Source organism: Hongsoonwoonella zoysiae, from assembly GCF_013266695.1.
GTDB classification, from domain to species: Bacteria; Pseudomonadota; Alphaproteobacteria; order Rhizobiales; family Stappiaceae; genus Hongsoonwoonella; species Hongsoonwoonella zoysiae.
In genome coordinates this window covers 357570-375385 of sequence record NZ_JABRXF010000003.1, presented here as the reverse complement: position 1 = coordinate 375385, position 17816 = coordinate 357570, and the positions used below count along the sequence as shown (strand labels likewise).

General features: G+C 62.0%; 11 protein-coding genes. All 11 read left to right on the top strand.

What is annotated here, in order from left to right:
• Positions 1–314 precede the first annotated feature (314 nt).
• The 11 genes from HPQ64_RS18110 to HPQ64_RS18060 all read left to right on the top strand — a co-directional run bounded on the left by HPQ64_RS18110 (position 315) and on the right by HPQ64_RS18060 (position 17816).
• A complete protein-coding gene (locus HPQ64_RS18110; RefSeq protein WP_172890035.1) occupies positions 315–4295 on the top strand; it encodes a peptidoglycan-binding protein in 3981 nt (1326 codons plus the stop codon).
• A 270-nt stretch (positions 4296–4565) separates the two neighbouring features.
• Positions 4566–5495 carry a TSUP family transporter gene (locus HPQ64_RS18105; protein WP_172890034.1) on the top strand — a complete coding sequence of 310 codons (930 nt, stop codon included), beginning with the start codon at positions 4566–4568 and terminating at the stop codon, positions 5493–5495.
• On the top strand, positions 5492–6268 hold the full coding sequence (locus tag HPQ64_RS18100; protein WP_172890033.1) for a TIGR02186 family protein: 777 nt from the start codon (positions 5492–5494) through the stop codon (positions 6266–6268). The genes HPQ64_RS18105 and HPQ64_RS18100 overlap by 4 nt, the downstream gene beginning before the upstream one ends.
• A 190-nt stretch (positions 6269–6458) precedes the next feature.
• The gene (locus tag HPQ64_RS18095; protein WP_210260361.1) at positions 6459–7757 is read left to right on the top strand and encodes an MFS transporter; all 1299 of its coding nucleotides are present in this window, start codon (positions 6459–6461) and stop codon (positions 7755–7757) included.
• Positions 7758–8144: 387 nt separating this feature from the next.
• Positions 8145–9941, top strand: a complete 1797-nt coding sequence (locus tag HPQ64_RS18090) for an acyl-CoA dehydrogenase C-terminal domain-containing protein (protein ID WP_172890032.1) — start codon at positions 8145–8147, stop codon at positions 9939–9941.
• A gap of 79 nt (positions 9942–10020) precedes the next feature.
• Positions 10021–11184 carry an acyl-CoA dehydrogenase family protein gene (locus tag HPQ64_RS18085; protein WP_172890031.1) on the top strand — a complete coding sequence of 388 codons (1164 nt, stop codon included), beginning with the start codon at positions 10021–10023 and terminating at the stop codon, positions 11182–11184.
• 57 nt (positions 11185–11241) lie between these two features.
• The gene (locus HPQ64_RS18080) at positions 11242–12450 is read left to right on the top strand and encodes an acetyl-CoA C-acetyltransferase (RefSeq protein ID WP_172890030.1); all 1209 of its coding nucleotides are present in this window, start codon (positions 11242–11244) and stop codon (positions 12448–12450) included.
• Between the two features lie 18 nt (positions 12451–12468).
• Entirely contained in the window at positions 12469–14685 is a 2217-nt protein-coding gene (locus HPQ64_RS18075) for a 3-hydroxyacyl-CoA dehydrogenase NAD-binding domain-containing protein (RefSeq protein WP_172890029.1), read from the top strand.
• 214 nt (positions 14686–14899) lie between these two features.
• Positions 14900–16099, top strand: coding sequence for an MFS transporter (locus HPQ64_RS18070; protein WP_343036083.1), 1200 nt, complete (start codon positions 14900–14902; stop codon positions 16097–16099).
• Between the two features lie 173 nt (positions 16100–16272).
• Entirely contained in the window at positions 16273–16881 is a 609-nt protein-coding gene (locus HPQ64_RS18065; protein ID WP_172890027.1) for a CDP-alcohol phosphatidyltransferase family protein, read from the top strand.
• The gene (locus tag HPQ64_RS18060) at positions 16878–17816 is read left to right on the top strand and encodes a phosphatidate cytidylyltransferase (RefSeq protein WP_172890026.1); all 939 of its coding nucleotides are present in this window, start codon (positions 16878–16880) and stop codon (positions 17814–17816) included. The genes HPQ64_RS18065 and HPQ64_RS18060 overlap by 4 nt, the downstream gene beginning before the upstream one ends.

The following is a 17816-nucleotide window of genomic DNA, read 5'->3' as shown; positions in this document are numbered from 1 at the left end:
CGCGACTCGGTCTATGCCTTGTGGTTGGATTGAGGAAAGATTTACTTGACGCGTACGTAAGCGTCAATGTTTCCCTGCGTCGGGCAGGGTCAATTATGGTTAACGTTGCGTCTCCGGTTTAACCAATCCGACCGGAAAAACTCGCAGAATGAAGCAAATTTCCGGGAAATTAACTGCCTGTTTACCCTAAGTAGCAAATTCTTAACGCGGTGAATCCAGGCTCCCGTTCCTCCGTACCGGGCCAGGAGGAAGCACCTTCATTTTTCGTGCCCGCCTGCCAAGGCACAGGACGACAGGACCACGAGGCCAGCCATATGTCCCGGACTGTTCGATATCGCGATCATGGGAAAGGCTTCAATACGCCGGAACCCGCGGCGGGATATGACGGCTCATTCACCGACGACTGGTATGTCGGCGACCGGCGGCGCGACATCGCCGATGCCGAGCGAAGAGCCGAAAGGCTGACCGGATCGGCAACGGCGAGCGTCGGCGGGCAGGCAGGCGGTGTGGCGCGCAGCGCCCGTGAGGAACTGGAGGACGTGGCGGCCGCGCTGGAGCGGCTCGTGCCCGGCCTTTCAGACGAAAAACGAAACGACCGAGACGGCGGCCGGCGGGCGGGCGGAGCCCGCGACACGGATGCGCGGGCAGGGCGCATCGAATCCGTTTTGCGCGCGCTCGACAGGCTGGACCGGAGGGTAGAGGACCTTTCCGGCCGCGGCGAGGAAGAAGACATCCCCCCGGCTGCAAGGCAAAAGCCGCTTCCCCGCGAACCCCGCCCGCATGAAGGCGCAGGGGTGCCGCGCCCCGCCGACGTCCCCGCGTTTGATACGCGCGAACCCATGGCCGTGCGCGGGCCTGCCCGCATGAGCGGCGAGAAATACGGCGATGACGACGTTAAGCCGCTCCTGCGCGAGATTTCCGACAAGATGGACCGGCTGGGCGGCCCGCAGGAAGAACATCTTTCCTGCATGCGCCGGGAAATCGAAAGCCTGCGCGAGGCGCTGAAAACGCGCGATTCGCAAACCGATACGTCGGGGGGACAGGATTTTCGCCGGCTTGCGAGTGCGGTTGAGGGCCTCAAGTCCGAGCGCGGGGACAACCGCCTCGTCTATGCGCTACGAAACGAGATCGCCGATCTGCGTGCGAGCCTCAACCGTTCCAATGTCGAAGGGCTGCTGAAATCGCTCGAAAGCGGCTATGCGCACCTTGTGGAGCGGCTGGACGACCTTTCACGCAACTCCGTCGACCCGTCGCTTCTCGACGGGATCGGCGAGAGGCTTGCCGAAGTCGAGAACGCCTTCCGGATGATGCCGCGTGCCGAGCAGGTGGAAACGCTCGACCGGCATGTTCACGATATCGGCAAGCGCCTGGAAGTCCTTGCCGAGCGCAGCGGCGGACGGGACATTGAAATGCTCGGGCAGGAGGTCCGCTCGCTTCGAGGGATCGTCGAGAGCATGGATGTGGGCGATCTCGTTACGGGGATTGGAGACCGGCTCGGCGAAGTGACGCGCAGGCTCGACGACGTGGACGGGTATCTCGCCGAGCAGCGCCGCTTCTCCGAACGGCTGACCTCGATGGAAAACCGCATGCCGGATGCGGTCGCGGTCGACAGGTTGCAGGAGCGGCTTGAAGAGATCACCGCGATGCTGGCGGAGGATCGCAGCCGCGAAGAGCCGTCGAAATTCGACGAGGTCGATGCCAGGTTCGACGATATCGTCGACAGGCTGGAGCGGATCGAGCACGCGCGCGCGGCCAAGAGCTATGACGCGGCTTTCACCCTCCTGGAAAAGCGGCTTGCGGCGATCGACGGCAAGATCGACGCGCTGGAAATGCCGGACCTCAAGGCCGGCCGGGACGCGGTTGCGCCCACCTTCGATGCCGATGTGCTGTCGCGGCTCGAGGAGGGTATTCAGCGGCTCAACGAAAAGCTCGACGGTGACATTTCCGCCGATCCTTCGGCGCTCGGCCGGATTCACGAGGAGATCGCCGACCTCCGCCGTGCTGTTATCGAGGACCGTCCGGGTGCGGATCTGGAAGCGCGTATCCGCGAGCTGGCCGAAGCGGTCGGACGTGGCGGCGCGAACGCCGACGATGAGGCGTTGAGGAACATCGAGGAAAAGGTCGCAAGGCTATCTTCGGTAATCGACGAGGCGGAGCGGCGCGTCTCCGGCATGGGCAATGCGGGCGCAGGTCTGGCGGGTGGAGGGCAGGCTGGCGATGCCCTTGTCGAAGGACTTCGCGGCGACCTGCGGCGCCTGCTTTCGGCGGCTGACCAGACCGACCAGCGCTACCGCCAGGAAACAGGCGATATCCAGCGGCTGCTTTCATCCATCAACGACCGGCTGGCGGCGCTCGAACCGGCGGAAACCTTCGGCCGCCGCTCAGCGGACGTGAAATCGGTCGATCCGGAGGACGACCGTCCGCTGGAGCCGGGTTCAGGCCTTCCGACCTTACGCAACCCGCCCCCGACTCTGGAAGACCCGCGCGTGCGCAAGGCAGCGGCTTCTCCTCAGGAGGAAGCACGCAACCGCAAGGCCGATTTCATTGCCGCAGCACGGCGTGCGGCCCAGGCCGCGGCAGCCGAAGCAGCCTATGAACCGCAACGCAGCGAACCCGCAGAAGAGGGCGGGGAGGAAGGCGCTGCCAAGAAAAGCTGGCTGAAAGGCCGTCTTTCGGGCATCGGGCGCAAGAAGGCGGACCCCGCTGACGAAACGGCCGATCAAAAGGATGCGCGCAACACGGAAAACCGCAAGAAGATCCGTGCGGAAATCGCCGCATCCATGGCAGCGCTGCGCGCCGATGCGGAGCCTGCGAAGGAAACGGCGGCAGCCCCCGAGGCTCCGACCGCCGGAGACAAACCCGCAAGGGCGGGGGCCGCGCCGAGCTCTTCACGCCGGCGTGCGATCCTGCTTGCAGCCGCCGCGGTGGTGATCGCGCTCGGCACACTGCAGGTCTTCCGTCTTGTTGGTCCGTCCGGCGGTGAGATCGCCGTCAACGAAACACCTTCACCGGTTGCGGCAACGACCGAAGCCGGAGATGCCCCGGTCGAGACCGCTTCCGTCACCCTTCCGCAAGGGGCCGGCGAGCCGCCGGTAACGAGCACGGCCGCCACACCGCCGGCACAAAACCCGCCCGCGAAACGGGATGTGCCGGCGAACACATCGCAAGCCGAGGCGAAGGTTCCGGAGGGCGAAGGGCCGACGGTTTCCGCCGCGCCGAAGACCGCGCAGAGGACACCGGAAGCAGGAGCGCAGGCCGCACCGCCGGCAGCAGTGAATAACAGCACCGACAGCCTCGCCTTCGCCCCGCCGAGCGGGCTTGCCAATGCCTTCGGCTCGTCGGTTCCGGCGATCCCGCCCGGCAGGATCGAGCAGCGGCCCGCCAATGCCGCTTCCGCGGGCGAGGCTGCGAGGGCACCCGCCGCTTCCGGCGAACTGCCGGAATCGATCGGGCCGGTAAGCCTGCGTCAGGCGGCGGAAAAGGGCGACCCGAGAGCCCTGTTCGAAGTAGCCGTGCGCTATTCTGAAGGAAAAGGTGTTTCGCCGGACCTGGCCAAGGCCGTGAAATACTACGAAGAGGCGGCGGCAGGCGGTCTAGCGCCCGCGCAATACCGCCTGGGCAGCCTTTACGAGAAGGGGCAAGGCGTCGAAAAGAACCTTGAGACCGCAAGGCTCTGGTACCGGCGCGCCGCCGACCAGGGAAGCGCGAAGGCGACCCACAATCTTGCGGTCCTGCACGCCGAAGGAATTTCCGGCGATCCGGATTTCGAGGTCGCGGCCGACTGGTTCGAGCGCGCCGCGAACTACGGCGTGCGCGACAGCCAGTACAACCTTGGAATTCTGTATGCCCGTGGGCTCGGCACCGAAAAGAACCTGACCGAAAGCTACAAGTGGTTCGCGCTGGCCGCCAAGCAGGGCGACCGGGAAGCGGCCAAGAAACGCGATGAGGTGGCCAATATCCTCACCAAGGCGGAAATGGCCGAGGCGAGCCTTGCCGTCGAGACCTGGAAGCCGAAGCCCGTGAATCCGGCCGCGAACGAAGTCGCTTCCGATCCGGCGTGGTCCACGTCCGCCGCGAATGTATCGGAAGCATCGCTGACCGAGGATCCGGCGGAGATGGTGCGCCGCGCCCAGAAGATGCTGGCAACCCTTGGCTTCGATCCGGGTGCGGCCGACGGCCAGATAGGCCCGCGTACCAGAGCGGCGGTGAGCGCGTTCCAGAAGGAGGCGGGGCTGCCTGTGACCGGCGAAATTGACGGCAAGCTTCTAAGGGCGTTGCTCGGCCGTTCCATCTGAGGTTCCGACCGGTCCGCAACGCCTTACATACAATATGACTAACAAGGCGCATTCAGCGTTGACAGTATCGCGGCGACTGCGCCTTATCCAATATGGGCGTTGTGGCATTCACAACGGATGGTGAAGCCCGGATCAACTTTTCCGGGTTCAGGTGAAGCCGCCTGAACCCGGAAAATTTGATCGCGTTCAGAATGCCGGGGCATCATGTCTGTGTTCATTCGAACGCAGGATGCGCTGGTCCCTGACAGTTTCCGGAAGCCTTGGTGTCGCGTGCAGATCTATCTCCCCATTGCTGAGCTTCCGGTGAATATGTTCACCGTGTTCGGTATGGGCGGGGCGGTGGGTTTCCTGTCCGGGCTGTTCGGGATCGGCGGCGGATTCCTGTTGACGCCGCTCCTGATCTTTTCCGGCATTCCGCCCGCGGTTTCGGTTGCGACGGTGACGACGCAGATCGTCGCTTCGTCGGCTTCCGGCGTGCTGTCCTACTGGCGGCGCAAGGCTATCGACTTCAAACTTGCGGGAATGCTGCTCGCCTCAGGCGTCGTCGGTTCCGCGCTCGGTGTGTGGGTCTTCGATATCCTGCGAGGCCTTGGCCAACTCGATCTCGTCATCTCACTGTCATATGTGACGTTTCTCGGCACCATCGGCGTTCTGATGCTGGTTGAATCCGTGCGCGCCATGTCCCGGCGCCGCGCGGGCGGAGCGCATCACACGCGCCTGCCGGGGAAGCACAACTGGATCCACGGGCTGCCGCTGAAGATGCGCTTTCGCCAGTCGAGGCTTTACGTCAGCGTTATTCCGATCGTTTTCCTGGGATCGTCGATCGGCTTTCTTGGAGCGGTGCTTGGCATCGGCGGCGGTTTCATGATGGTGCCGGCACTGATCTACATCCTGAGGGTGCCGACGAATATCGTCATCGGAACATCGCTCCTGCAGATCCTCGTTACCATGGCGGTGGCGACCTTCCTGCACGCGGTCTCGACCCAATCGGTCGACATTGTGCTGGCGATGATCCTGATGGTGGGGGGAGTGATCGGCGCGCAATTCGGCGCGCGCACCGGGCAGAAACTTCGCGGCGACCAACTGAGGCTTCTGCTTGCGCTGCTGGTGCTTGCCGTCGGTATGCGTTTCGCCGTCGGGCTGATCGTCCAGCCAGACGAGCTTTATTCGGTTGCCGTGACGTCCGGGAGGCTGCCATGAGAGGGCTTGCCGGAGCGCTTTTCCTGGCGGTTGCCCTGCTTGCGGGCGCCGGCTCGGCCAAGGCGGAAAACCTGATCGCCGCGCTGTCTTCCGACCGTGTAAAGATAGAATCCAACTTCACGGGTACGGAAATAGTCGTCTTTGGCGAGATTTCGCGCGATGCGGCGACCGTCGCCAGGGCGGACCCTTACGACCTTGCGATCATCGTTACCGGCCCGCCGCAGCGAGTGACCGTCCGCCGCAAGGGGCGCTTGCTGGGGGTGTGGGTCAATCGTGATGCGGAAGATTACCGGAAAGTGCCGGGCTTCTACGCCGCGCATCTGACCCGGTCCGCCGTCGATATGGCCACCCGTGTCGTGCTGGAGAGACTGCAGATCGGCCTGCACAACATAAACCTCCCGATCATCGGCAAGTCGAACGTGCCTTTCTCCGACCGGGACGATTTTCGCGACGCGTTCCTGCGGCTTCGGATCCAGAATGCGCTCTTTGCCGAGCGGGTACATTCCATCCAGTTCCTGAGCGACAACCTTTTCCGCACGACGATCCCGCTCCCCTCAAACGTGCCGGTCGGCGAATATAAGGTGACGACCTACCTTTTGAGGGGCGGGGCCCTGCTTGCCCAGCAGGAACAGAAGCTCACCATCGCCAAAACGGGGTTCGAGCAGCTCACCTTCTCGCTCGCGCACCGCTACGCCCCGATTTACGGCGCCGCCGCCGTAATGCTGGCGCTTCTGACCGGCTGGCTGGCCGGCGTGGTGTTCAGGAGAGATTGACTGGAATGCGGTGCCGCCAATCAATTTCGGTTCGCGAATGCACCCGCTGCAGCCCCGTCGGAAATGCCCCCGCCGCTGCCATCGCGCGACGCTCGGCAGGGATTGTTGTGCAGCGTAGCGACTCGCACCCTTTCGACTGCCGAAGCGGGACCTGGCTACATGCGCGACCGAACGAGACGGAAGCGGCGGGATGAACGCGGCGGGCAAGACCGCGGTGCGGTCGCCGGAACTCCGGCACCGGATCATGGCAGGGTTCATCGGCAATGTCGTGGAATGGTACGATTTTGCCCTTTACGGCTATCTGGCAGGCGTAATCGCACCGGTGTTCTTCCCGCCGGGCGCAGCGGTCGCCGGGCTGATTGCGACCTACGGAATCTTTGCGGCAGGGTTTATAATGCGCCCTATCGGCGCTGCTGCGTTCGGGTGGTTCGGAGACCGGTACGGACGTGCGCGCACGATGCAGATTTCAGTTGCCATGATGGCGCTGCCAACCATGTTCCTCGGTTTGTTGCCTACGTATGCACAGGCCGGTCTCCTTGCCCCGCTGCTACTTGTTCTGGTGCGGTTGCTGCAGGGACTTTCGGTGGGGGGAGAGTTTTCTTCATCGGTGACTTACCTCGTCGAAACCGCGCCGGAAAGCAAACGCGGGCTGATCGGCAGCTTTGCGAATATCGGCTCAATGACGGGATCGCTGCTCGGCGTTGGGGCCGCGGCACTGGTGACCAACCTGTTCGAACCGGAAAAACTGGTCGATTGGGCGTGGCGTCTTCCCTTTCTCGGGGGCGCGCTTTTGGGCGTTTCGGCCATCTGGATAAGGCGCAATTTACATAATTCCAGGCGTTTCCAGGAGCATCATGCCGGGCGTGAAGAGACTTCTCCGCTTCTGGAAGCTTTCACGACCAACCGGCGCGAGACCCTGTTGGCGCTTGCATTCGCAGCAAGTTACGGCACTTGCTACTATATCGCCTTTGTCTATCTCCCGGAGTGGCTGGCCTCGCAGGGCCTCATGGCGCGCGCGACGGCGCTGACGATCAATACGGCAATGACGCTTATCGTCATACCGGCCATGCCTCTGGCCGCTATCGTAGGCGACAGGTGGTTGCCGCGCCGCACCTGGATTGGGCTATCCATCCTCGTTCTCGCATTGATCGCATGGCCGTTTCACCGCTGGATGATGGCCTCCGACGGGTCGCTGGTCTCGGTCATATTCGCGCACGCATTGACATTCGCGCTTCTCGCAGTGCCGCTGGGCTCGGGCCCAGCGTTATTCGTGGAAATGTTTCCCGAACGCGACCGCTTGTCGGGGTATTCGGTCGCATTCAACGTGGGCGTCGGGATTTTTGGCGGATTGACCCCGATGATCGCGACGAGCCTGATAGTGACGACCGGAACGGCAATGGCGCCGGTCTTCTACCTGATTGCGGCGGCCCTGGTGGCTGTCGTGGCGCTCTCGCTGACACCCGATAGAAGCCGCGATCCCCTGCGCTGACTATCGGCCATTGCCGGTATCAACCGAGAGGACGGGTCCGCGCCCTTTGAGAAGCGGCCATCGCGCGATTTTGCCGATATCGGCACAGATCGCATTTTTTGCAGCCTCTTGGCGTGACTTGCGTTGGCTTTATGTGTCCATGGTCCGGAGCGTTTCCCACCAACGTGAAATCGCATTCCCGGATCGAGATAGTGCGCCAGGTTCAATGTGTTGGAGCATATTCCCGCCGTCAAAAGGGCTGGGTCTTGTCGGAACCTGCTCCAGTATACGGGTTGCCGAGCGCCGGCCGGTGGCGTATATACCGCTCAAGATGACGTTTACGCAAACGTAAGGTCGAATTCGCTTGAATGGCGTATCCGACGAGACAACTGCCGGGAGGTGCTTCAGATGCCGAGCTTTAAGGCCCCAGTCGAAGACGTGATGTTTCTGCTGAACGATGTTCTGGGCTACCAGCGCTATTCCAATCTGCCGGGTTTCGGCGAAGCGACTCCCGACCTTGTGGAGGCTATCCTCGGCGAAGGCGCAAAATTCTGCGAGGAAATGCTTCAGCCGCTCAATGTCGTGGGCGACAAGCAGGGCTGCACACGCAACGAAGACGGCAGCGTGACGACGCCCGACGGCTTCAAGGCGGCATATGATACCTACAAGGAAGGCGGCTGGATCGCGCTTTCCATGCCGGAGGAATACGGCGGGCAGGGCCTGCCGACGACGCTCAACACCATCATCGGCGAGTTCATGTCCAGCGCCAATCTGGCGTGGGGGATGTATCCGGGCCTGTCCCAGGGGGCGGCCGCCGCGATTCTTGAGCACGGCAGCGAGGAGCAGAAAGCGCTTTACCTGCCGAAGATCGCCTCCGGCGAGTGGTCCGGCACGATGAACCTAACCGAGCCGCATTGCGGCACGGACCTTGGCCTGATCAAGACGAAGGCCGTGCCCCAGGGCGACGGCACCTACAGGATTTCCGGCCAGAAGATCTTCATTTCCGCCGGCGAGCACGACCTGACCGAAAACATCGTCCATCTGGTGCTCGCGCGCATCGAGGGCGCGCCGGAGGGCACCAAGGGCATTTCGCTTTTCATCGTGCCCAAGTTCGTGCCAGATGAGGAGGGAAACGCGGGCGAGCGCAATGGCGTTTCCTGCGGCTCCATCGAGGAGAAGATGGGCATCCACGGCAATTCCACCTGCGTCATGAACTACGACGAGGCGACGGGCTGGCTGATTGGTGAGGAAAACCGGGGCCTCAACGCCATGTTCGTGATGATGAACGAGGCGCGGCTCGCCGTCGGCGTGCAGGGGCTTTCCCAATCCGAAGTCGCCTATCAGAACGCCGTGGAATACGCCCGCGAACGCCTGCAGGGACGCGCGCTTTCAGGTGCGAAGAACCCCGATGCCAAGGCGGACCCGATCATCGTTCATCCGGACGTGCGCCGGGTGCTGCTCAACATTCGCTCCTTCAACGAAGCGGCGCGTGCGCTGGTGCTTTGGACCGCTCTGCAATCCGACGTCGCGCATCGCTCCGCCGACGAGGGCGAGCGCCAGAAAGCCGACGACTATCTCGGCCTCATGACGCCCGTCATCAAGGGCGTTTTGACCGACAAGGGCTTTGAGAACGCCATCCAGGCGCAGCAAATGTATGGCGGGCACGGCTATATCGAGGAATGGGGCATGTCGCAGTTCGCGCGCGATGCCCGCATCACGATGATCTACGAGGGGGCGAACGGCATTCAGGCGCTCGACCTCGTGGGCCGGAAGCTGCCGAAAAACGGCGGGCGCGCCGTCATGGCCTTCTTCGAGGAAATCAAGACTTTCCTCAAGGAGAATGGCGATGACGAAGCTCTCAAGGGTTTTACCGGCCCGCTGAAAACCGGCCTGGACGACCTCCAGAAGGCCACCATGTGGTTCATGCAGAACGCCATGCAGAAACCGGACAACGCAGGCGCGGGTTCGACCGACTACATGCATCTTTTCGGGCTGGTGGCGCTTGGCTTCATGTGGGCGCAGATCGCCAAGGCGGCCAATGCGAAACTGGCTGCCGGCGCTGACGGCAAGGAGGACTGGCTGAACGCGAAGCTCGCTTTCGGCACGCATTTCATGCAGCGTGTGATGCCGGAAACGGGCGCGCATCTGGCGCGTATTTCGACCGGTGCCGACACGATGATGGGTGTGCCGGCGGAGGCGTTCTGATCAGATGATTGCCGGGCGCGGAGGCTTTCCGCGCCCGAACGAATGATAAACCCGGCTGACAGGTGTTTCTCGGGAGGAAATGAAGTTGGCAGCAATCGACGTCGCCGAACCGCAATGGATGGATGAGGAGGTCAAGCTCCTCGACGATGCTTTCGCCCGGTTTCTGGAGCAGGAAATCGCGCCCGGCTATGAAGACTGGGTCGAGGCGGGTTGCGTTACCAAAGAAGCCTGGAAGAAGACCGGCGAAGGCGGCTTCCTGTGTCCCGCGATTCCGGAGGAATATGGCGGGGTGGGCGGCACATTCGCCCATGAAGCGGCGATCATGCACCGGCTCGGTGTTGACGGGTTCGACCACTTCGGCATTGCGCTGCATTCCGGCATCGTCGCGCCCTACATCCTGCACTACGGCTCCGAAGACCAGAAGAAGCGCTGGCTGCCGGGCCTCGTTTCCGGCGATCTCATAGGTGCGATCGCCATGACGGAGCCGGGCGCGGGCTCCGACCTGCAAGGCATCAAAACGACGGCTGTGAAGGATGGCAACCACTATGTCATCAACGGCTCCAAGACCTTTATTACCAACGGCCAGCTCGCCAACCTCATCGTCGTCGTCGCCAAGACCGACCCGAAGGAGGGTGCCAAGGGTACCTCGCTCTTTGTCGTCGAAACGGAAGAGGTGGAAGGTTTCCGGCGGGGGCGCAACCTCGACAAGATCGGCCTGAAAGGCAACGACACCTCGGAGCTTTTTTTCGACAATGTGCGCGTGCCGGCGGATGCGCTTCTCGGCCAGGACGAGGGCAAGGGCTTCTATCAACTGATGGAGCAACTGCCGCAGGAGCGGCTGATCGTGACCATCCAGGCGATGGCGGCGATCGAGCGCGCGCTCACCGTAACGCTGGATTACGTTAAGGAACGCAAGGCCTTCGGCAAGGCGGTGATCGATTTCCAGAACACGCAGTTCAAGCTTGCCGAACTCAAGACCGAGGCCACCATCGGCAGGGTCTTCGTCAACGACTGCATCGCCAAACATCTGGAAGGCGGGCTCGATACGGTGACCGCATCCATGGCCAAATACTGGACCACCGACCTCCAGTGCAAGGTGATGGACGAATGCCTGCAGCTTCACGGCGGCTATGGCTACATGAACGAATATCCGATCGCGCGACTTTATGCGGACGCGCGCGTGCAGCGCATCTACGCGGGAACGAACGAGATCATGAAAGTGCTCATCGCGCGCAGCCTTTGAGCGGCGCGAATGCGGCTTTCGTCTTTGAACACATGAATTCGATCAAAGGAGGCACATATGCCTGACGCATTCATCTACGACCACGTGCGGACCCCGCGCGGACGCGGCAAGAAGGACGGCGCGCTGCACGAGGTGCCGGCGGTACGCCTGGCCGCAAGCGCGCTGGAGGCCGTGCGCGACCGCAACGAGCTTGATACAAATCTCGTCGACGATGTGGTGCTCGGCTGCGTCGACCCCGTGGGCGAGGCGGGCGGCGATATCGCACGTGCATCCGTCTTCGCCGCGAAATACGACAGGACGGTGCCGGGCATCCAGCTCAACCGGTTCTGTGCTTCCGGCCTCGATGCGGTGAACTTCGGCGCGGCACAGGTGATGTCCGGCCAGCACGACATGGTGATCGCGGGCGGCGTGGAAAGCATGAGCCGGGTCGGCATCGGCGCATCCGGCGGTGCATGGCCGGTCGATCCGCAAGTGGCGATCCCCTCCTACTTCATGCCGCAGGGCGTTTCCGCCGATCTGATCGCCACCAAATACGGCTTCTCGCGTGACGATGTCGACGCCTATGCGGTGGAAAGCCAGAAGCGCGCGGCAAATGCCTGGGACAAGGGCTACTTCAAGAACTCCGTCGTGCCGGTGAAGGACATCAACGGCATCACGATCCTCGACCGCGACGAGCACATGCGCCCCGATACCGATATGCAGGCGCTCGGCTCGCTCAACCCCTCGTTCGAGATCATGGGCGCGATGGGCGGCTTCGACGCGGTCGCCATCCAGGCGCATCCGGAGGTGGAGAAGATCCGCCACGTGCACCACGCCGGCAATTCGTCTGGCATCGTTGACGGTGCGGCCGCCGTGCTGATCGGCTCGCGCAAGGCCGGCAAGAAGGCGGGCCTCACGGCGCGCGCGCGCATCAAGGCCTTCGCCAATATCGGCTCCGAACCCGCACTTATGCTGACCGGGCCCGTGGATGTGACCGAAAAGCTCCTGAAAAACGCGAAGATGAAGCTTGAGGACATCGATCTCTTCGAGATCAACGAGGCATTCGCTTCCGTGGTGCTGCGCTACCATCAGGCCTTCGACCTCGACCCGCAGAAGGTGAACGTCAACGGCGGGGCGATCGCCATGGGCCATCCGCTGGGGGCGACCGGGGCGATGATCCTCGGCACGGTTCTCGACGAACTGGAGCGACGCGACCTCAACACCGCGCTGGTGACGCTTTGCATCGGTGCCGGCATGGGCACGGCGACGATCATCGAGCGCGTTTGAGGCGGGGGAGACAGGATAATGGCTTACAAGAATTTCACCCTTGAAACGGATGCCGACGGGATCGCGCTCGTCACATGGGATATGGCCGGCAAGTCGATGAACGTCATCGACATTTCGGTGATGGACGACCTCGACAGGATCATCGACGACGTGGTCGCCAATGATGCGATCAAGGGCGCGGTGATAACCTCCGGCAAGGCGGCCTTTTCCGGCGGTGCGGACCTCACCATGCTCGAAGGGCTTTTGAAGGGCTTCCACCAGAAGCGCGCGAAGGACCCGGAAGGGGCGGCGAAGGAGCTTTTCGAGGGATCGCGGCGGCTGACGCTGATCTACCGCAAGTTAGAGACATGCGGCAAACCCTTCGTCGCAGCCATCAACGGCACCTGCATGGGCGGGGCGACGGAGCTTGCGCTGGCCTGCCACGCGCGCGTGGCCGACGAGAGCGACGCCTTCAAGATGGGCCTGCCGGAGGTGAAGGTCGGCCTTTTCCCCGGAGCGGGCGGCACGCAGCGCGTGATGCGCATGGCCGACGGCCAGCAGGGCCTTCAGTTCCTGATGCAGGGCAAGACGCTGCGCGCCGGCCAGGCCCTTTCCATGAAGCTTGTCGATGAATTGGCCGCGCCGAAGAAGCTGGTCGCGGCGGCCAAGAAGCTTCTGAAAACCGGCGTCGACCCGGTGAAGCCATGGGACAAGAAGGGCTTCAAGCTGCCGAACGGGCCGATCTATTCGCCCGCGGGTTTCCAGTTCTGGCCGGCGGCGAATGCGATCTATCGCCGCGAGACCTACGACAACTACCCCGGTGCGCGCGGCGTGCTTCATTCCGTCTACGAAGGTCTTCTGCTGCCGATGGACCAGGCGCTGACAGTGGAAAGCCGCTATTTCGCCAACGTTCTGCAGTCGAAGGAAGCGGCGAACATGATCCGCTCGCTTTTCGTCTCCATGCAGGAGCTTAACAAGGGCGCAAGGCGCCCGGCGGACGTGCGCCCGAACAAGATCAGGAAAATCGGCGTTCTGGGCGCCGGTTTCATGGGGGCTGGCATCGCCTATGTCACCGCCAAGGCGGGCATCGACGTGGTGCTGATCGACCGCGACCAGGAAGCAGCCGACAAGGGCAAGGCGCATTCCGACGAGCTGATGTCGAAGGCGGTAAAGCGCGGCCGGGCCAGGGAAGAAGACAAGGAGAAACTTCTTTCGAAGATCACGGCGACCGTCGATTATGACCAGCTTGCCGATTGCGACCTCGTGATCGAAGCCGTGTTCGAGGACCGTGAGATCAAGCGCGTGGTGACGGAAAAGGCGGAAGCCGCCATGAAATCGCGCGGCATCTACGCCTCCAACACCTCCACGCTGCCGATCACCTCGCTTGCCGAGGCGTCGACGCGGCCGAAGAACTTCATCGGCATCCACTTCTTCTCGCCCGTCGACAAGATGATGCTGGTCGAGATCATCATGGGCAAGAAGACGGGCGACCGGGCGCTTGCCATGGCGCTTGACTATGTAAAGGCGATCAAGAAGACGCCGATCGTCGTCAATGACTCACGCGGCTTCTACACCTCACGCGTGGTGATGACCTACATCCGCGAAGGCCTGATGATGCTTGCCGACGGCGTGCCGCCGGCAATGATCGAAAACGCGGGCCGTATGGCGGGCATGCCCGTCGGGCCGCTGTCGCTCGGCGACGAGGTGGCGCTCGACCTTGCCTGGAAGATCGTTTCGGCGACGCGCAAGGACCTTGGCGTCAATTACGTCGAAGGTCCGCTCGACAACATCCTGGAAGAGATGGTCGTCAAGCGCGAGCGCTTCGGGCGCAAGAACGGCAAGGGCTTCTACGACTACCAGGGCAAGGAGAAATCGCTCTGGCCGGGGATCGCCGAAGTCGTGGGCCCTGCGAAGCCTGCCGACAGCTTCAACATCGAGGAGCTGAAGCAGCGCCTTCTCGGCATGCAGGCGCTGGAGACGGCGCGCATCTTCGAGGAGAATTGCCTGACCGACGTGCGTGAGGCGGATGTCGGCTCCATCCTCGGCTTCGGCTTCGCGCCCTATTCGGGCGGAACGCTGAGCTATATCGACAATATGGGCACGACCGCTTTTGTCGAGATGCTCAAGAAGTTCACCAAGAAATGGGGCCCGCGCTTCAAGCCGAACAGGCTCCTGCGCGAAATGGCAAAGAGCGACGAAACCTTCTATGGCCGCTTCCCGCCGAAGAGCGAGGAAGAGGCGAAGAAGGCGGCGTGATCGCGCAGTTGAAATCCTGATTAGATGATCGACGGGGCGGCTTTGGCCGCCCCGTTTCGTTTTGCAGCGAAAATGAGCGATGCATCCGCCAAATCAATTTTTTTGTATAAAGAATACAAAGTGTTGAGTTCCCGGCTGTAATGTTTCCCTTATTAAATACACCGAACGATAGAAATGCAATTTATACAATCTATAATAGAAAAGGTGCATATTGGTGCGCTTGATAAACTCCCGAGCCGATGGCCTCAAACTCGGCATTGGGCGTGCCAGTTCGGCATGCGGCGATCAGATTCTCGAAATCATCCTCATTTGGGCAGTGTGGCAACTGACCAAGTCGTCCTCCTTCACAGGGCTTGCTGTCTTCATTCAGCGCGCGCCTTTCTGGCTATTCGGCTTCGTGGGCGCGACGTTCACCGACCGGCTGGGTGCCCTTCCGATCTTGCGGCGGGCGAACATCGTCGCGATTCTGGTCGCAGTGCTGGCAACGCTTGCCATGGTCGCCGGTGCTCCTGAAGCGATAACCGTGCTGATGGCCGCCTTTGCAATCGGCTGTGCCAGGGCCTTCGAACCGCCAGCCCTGACGGCCATCGTTCCGGCGATGCAACCCGCCTGGACGACAAAGAGCCTCAACAACGTGCTCGATAACGCCAAGCGGCTCGGTCGGCTCGCCGCACCATTCCCGGCCATGTTGCTTGGCAAGGCGGCAACCTACCTGGTGCTCGATATCGCGGCAGCGACCTTTGCGATCATGGTGGGCGTCTCGGCCGCTCTATCGCGTAAAATTCGGCCACAGGCGATAACCCTTCCTGTGAGCATCAGCGAACAATTTCGGGCTATCCGCACCATTTATGCCTCAAAAGTGCTGGCGGCGGTGCTTGGTTGTTCGGCTGTCTATGCGCTTTTTCACGGCGCAGCCTATTTCGCGATCCTGCCGCGGATATTGCTTGAAGGCAGCGATGGCGGGGCGGGCGCCTATGCCAGCGTCATCGGCGCATTCGCATTCGGCGGCATTGCCGCAAACGTTCTCATCGCCGGCCTCCCGGCAGGCCGCTCGGATCTGATGGTCGGTGGAGGCATGTTCGTCGCCGGCCTTTCCTTCCTGCTTATCGGCCAGTCATCCGTCCTTACAACGCAAATGGCCATCGGTTTTGCGGGTGGTGCCTCCTTCGCCTTTCAGGATGTCTTCGTCACCACATTGATTCAAAAATACGCGGCGGCGCGCCTTTTGGCGCGTGCCCACGCGCTCTGGCGGCTTGGGGCTGAAATGGGACTGGGTGCCGGTGTCCTTATTGGCGGTGTTGCCGCCGATATCTTCGATGCCGCCTCACTCTTGCTCATTGTGGGAATAGGCATCGGGTTGGTGAGTGTTACGCTCATCCTGCAAACTGGTCCGGAAACAGCGGATCAGCATTGAATTCAACCGCAAAATAGAATCGACTTCCGAAAGCGCAGATTTTCAAATGAGGCGGCCATGGCCGCCCCGTTTCGTTTCCGTAAGAGGAGGGTCTTACGGTTCCTTAATCTGGGAAGGTTATTTATTCCGAGTTTTGGTTTTAACGGATTGCGGCTATCGGAATTGAAGATCAGATGACCATCTACGATCTGAAGCCCCGGTTCCAGAACCTGCTGCGTCCGTTCTGCCGCTGGCTTGAGGGGCGGGGCGTGACGGCAAATCAGGTGACGCTTGCCGCTTTTGCCGCGAGCCTTGCCTTCGGCCTCTGGATGGCGCTTCAACCCGCATCGCGATGGCCGTTCCTGCTGTTGCCGGTCATCCTTTTCGCGCGCATGGCGCTGAACGCCATCGACGGGATGCTGGCGCGCGAATTCGGGCAGAAAAGCCGGCTCGGCGCTATCCTGAACGAACTGACGGACGTTCTGGCGGATGCGGCACTCTACCTGCCTTTTGCCCTGCTTTCCGGCGGGGCGGCACTCCCCGTTATCCTGTTCGTCGTTCTGGCAGGGGCGGCGGAACTGACCGGCGTGCTTGGCCAGACGATCGGCGCAAGCCGGCGCTATGACGGGCCATTCGGCAAGAGCGACCGGGCGGCGCTTTTCGGCGCGCTTGGGTTCCTCGTCGGCCTCGGGCTCAAGCCGGACCCTTACGTCGATTTCGCGGGCTGGATTGTCGTCTTTCTTTCGATAGTCACCATATTCCGACGCGCGAAGGCGGCGCTGAACGAAGGGACGAGTGCATGAGCGTGCTTTCGGGGCTTTCCACCGTCCATCAAGCGCTCATCGGCATTTATGCGCTGCTTCTCATCGCAAGCGGCATCGTCGCCGCCCTTTTGCGCAAAGGCGTTTCCGGTTCGGGCGAACTGGTCGCGCGGGTAAAATCCTGGTGGTGGATGATCGGTGTCTTTACCTTCGCGATCCTGATCGGACCGGCTGCTTCCGTCATCTTCCTGGGCTTCCTGTCGTTCCTCGCGCTGAAGGAATATTTCTCGCTGATCCCGACACGCCGGATCGACCGGGAAGTGCTCTTGTGGGCCTATCTTGCCGTGCCGATACAGTTCTACTGGGTCTACAGCGAATGGTACGGGATGTTCATCGTCTTTATCCCTGTGTGGATGTTCCTGTTCCTTTCGATGGTGATTACCTTGCGCGGGGAAACAGAAGGTTTCCTTCGCGCCGTCGGCACCTATACGTGGGGGCTGATGATCACCGTCTTCGCGCTGAGCCATCTTGCCGGGCTCATGTTCCTGGGGCGGGAGATCGGCAACCCGGCGGGTGGCGCGGGGCTGCTTCTCTTCCTCGTCTTCCTCACGCAATTCAACGACGTTGCCCAGTTCACCTGGGGAAAACTGTTCGGGAAGCACGCGATCGTGTCGAAAGTGAGCCCGAAGAAGACGTGGGAAGGTTTTCTCGGCGGGTTGGCGACAACGACGCTTGTCGCAGTCTTTCTCGGGCCGTTTTTGACGGTGATGGATCCACTGTGGTCTGCCTTCGCGGGCGCGGCGATCGCGGCTGCCGGCTTCATCGGCGATGTGACGATTTCAGCGCTGAAGCGCGACCTGAAGGTGAAGGATTCAAGCGGACTGATCCCCGGTCATGGCGGCATTCTCGACCGGGTCGACAGCCTGACATACGCCGCTCCCGCCTTCTTCCACATCATCCGCTATTTCTACGCGTGA

Bases quoted from the DNA above. Each gene is read 5' to 3' on its own strand.
- HPQ64_RS18110 (WP_172890035.1), top strand. From the start codon at position 315: ATGTCCCGGACTGTTCGATATCGCGATCATGGGAAAGGCTTCAATACG.
- HPQ64_RS18100 (WP_172890033.1), top strand. From the start codon at position 5,492: ATGAGAGGGCTTGCCGGAGCGCTTTTCCTGGCGGTTGCCCTGCTTGCG.
- HPQ64_RS18095 (WP_210260361.1), top strand. From the start codon at position 6,459: ATGAACGCGGCGGGCAAGACCGCGGTGCGGTCGCCGGAACTCCGGCAC.
- HPQ64_RS18090 (WP_172890032.1), top strand. From the start codon at position 8,145: ATGCCGAGCTTTAAGGCCCCAGTCGAAGACGTGATGTTTCTGCTGAAC.
- HPQ64_RS18085 (WP_172890031.1), top strand. From the start codon at position 10,021: ATGAAGTTGGCAGCAATCGACGTCGCCGAACCGCAATGGATGGATGAG.
- HPQ64_RS18080 (WP_172890030.1), top strand. From the start codon at position 11,242: ATGCCTGACGCATTCATCTACGACCACGTGCGGACCCCGCGCGGACGC.
- HPQ64_RS18075 (WP_172890029.1), top strand. From the start codon at position 12,469: ATGGCTTACAAGAATTTCACCCTTGAAACGGATGCCGACGGGATCGCG.
- HPQ64_RS18065 (WP_172890027.1), top strand. From the start codon at position 16,273: ATGACCATCTACGATCTGAAGCCCCGGTTCCAGAACCTGCTGCGTCCG.
- HPQ64_RS18060 (WP_172890026.1), top strand. From the start codon at position 16,878: ATGAGCGTGCTTTCGGGGCTTTCCACCGTCCATCAAGCGCTCATCGGC.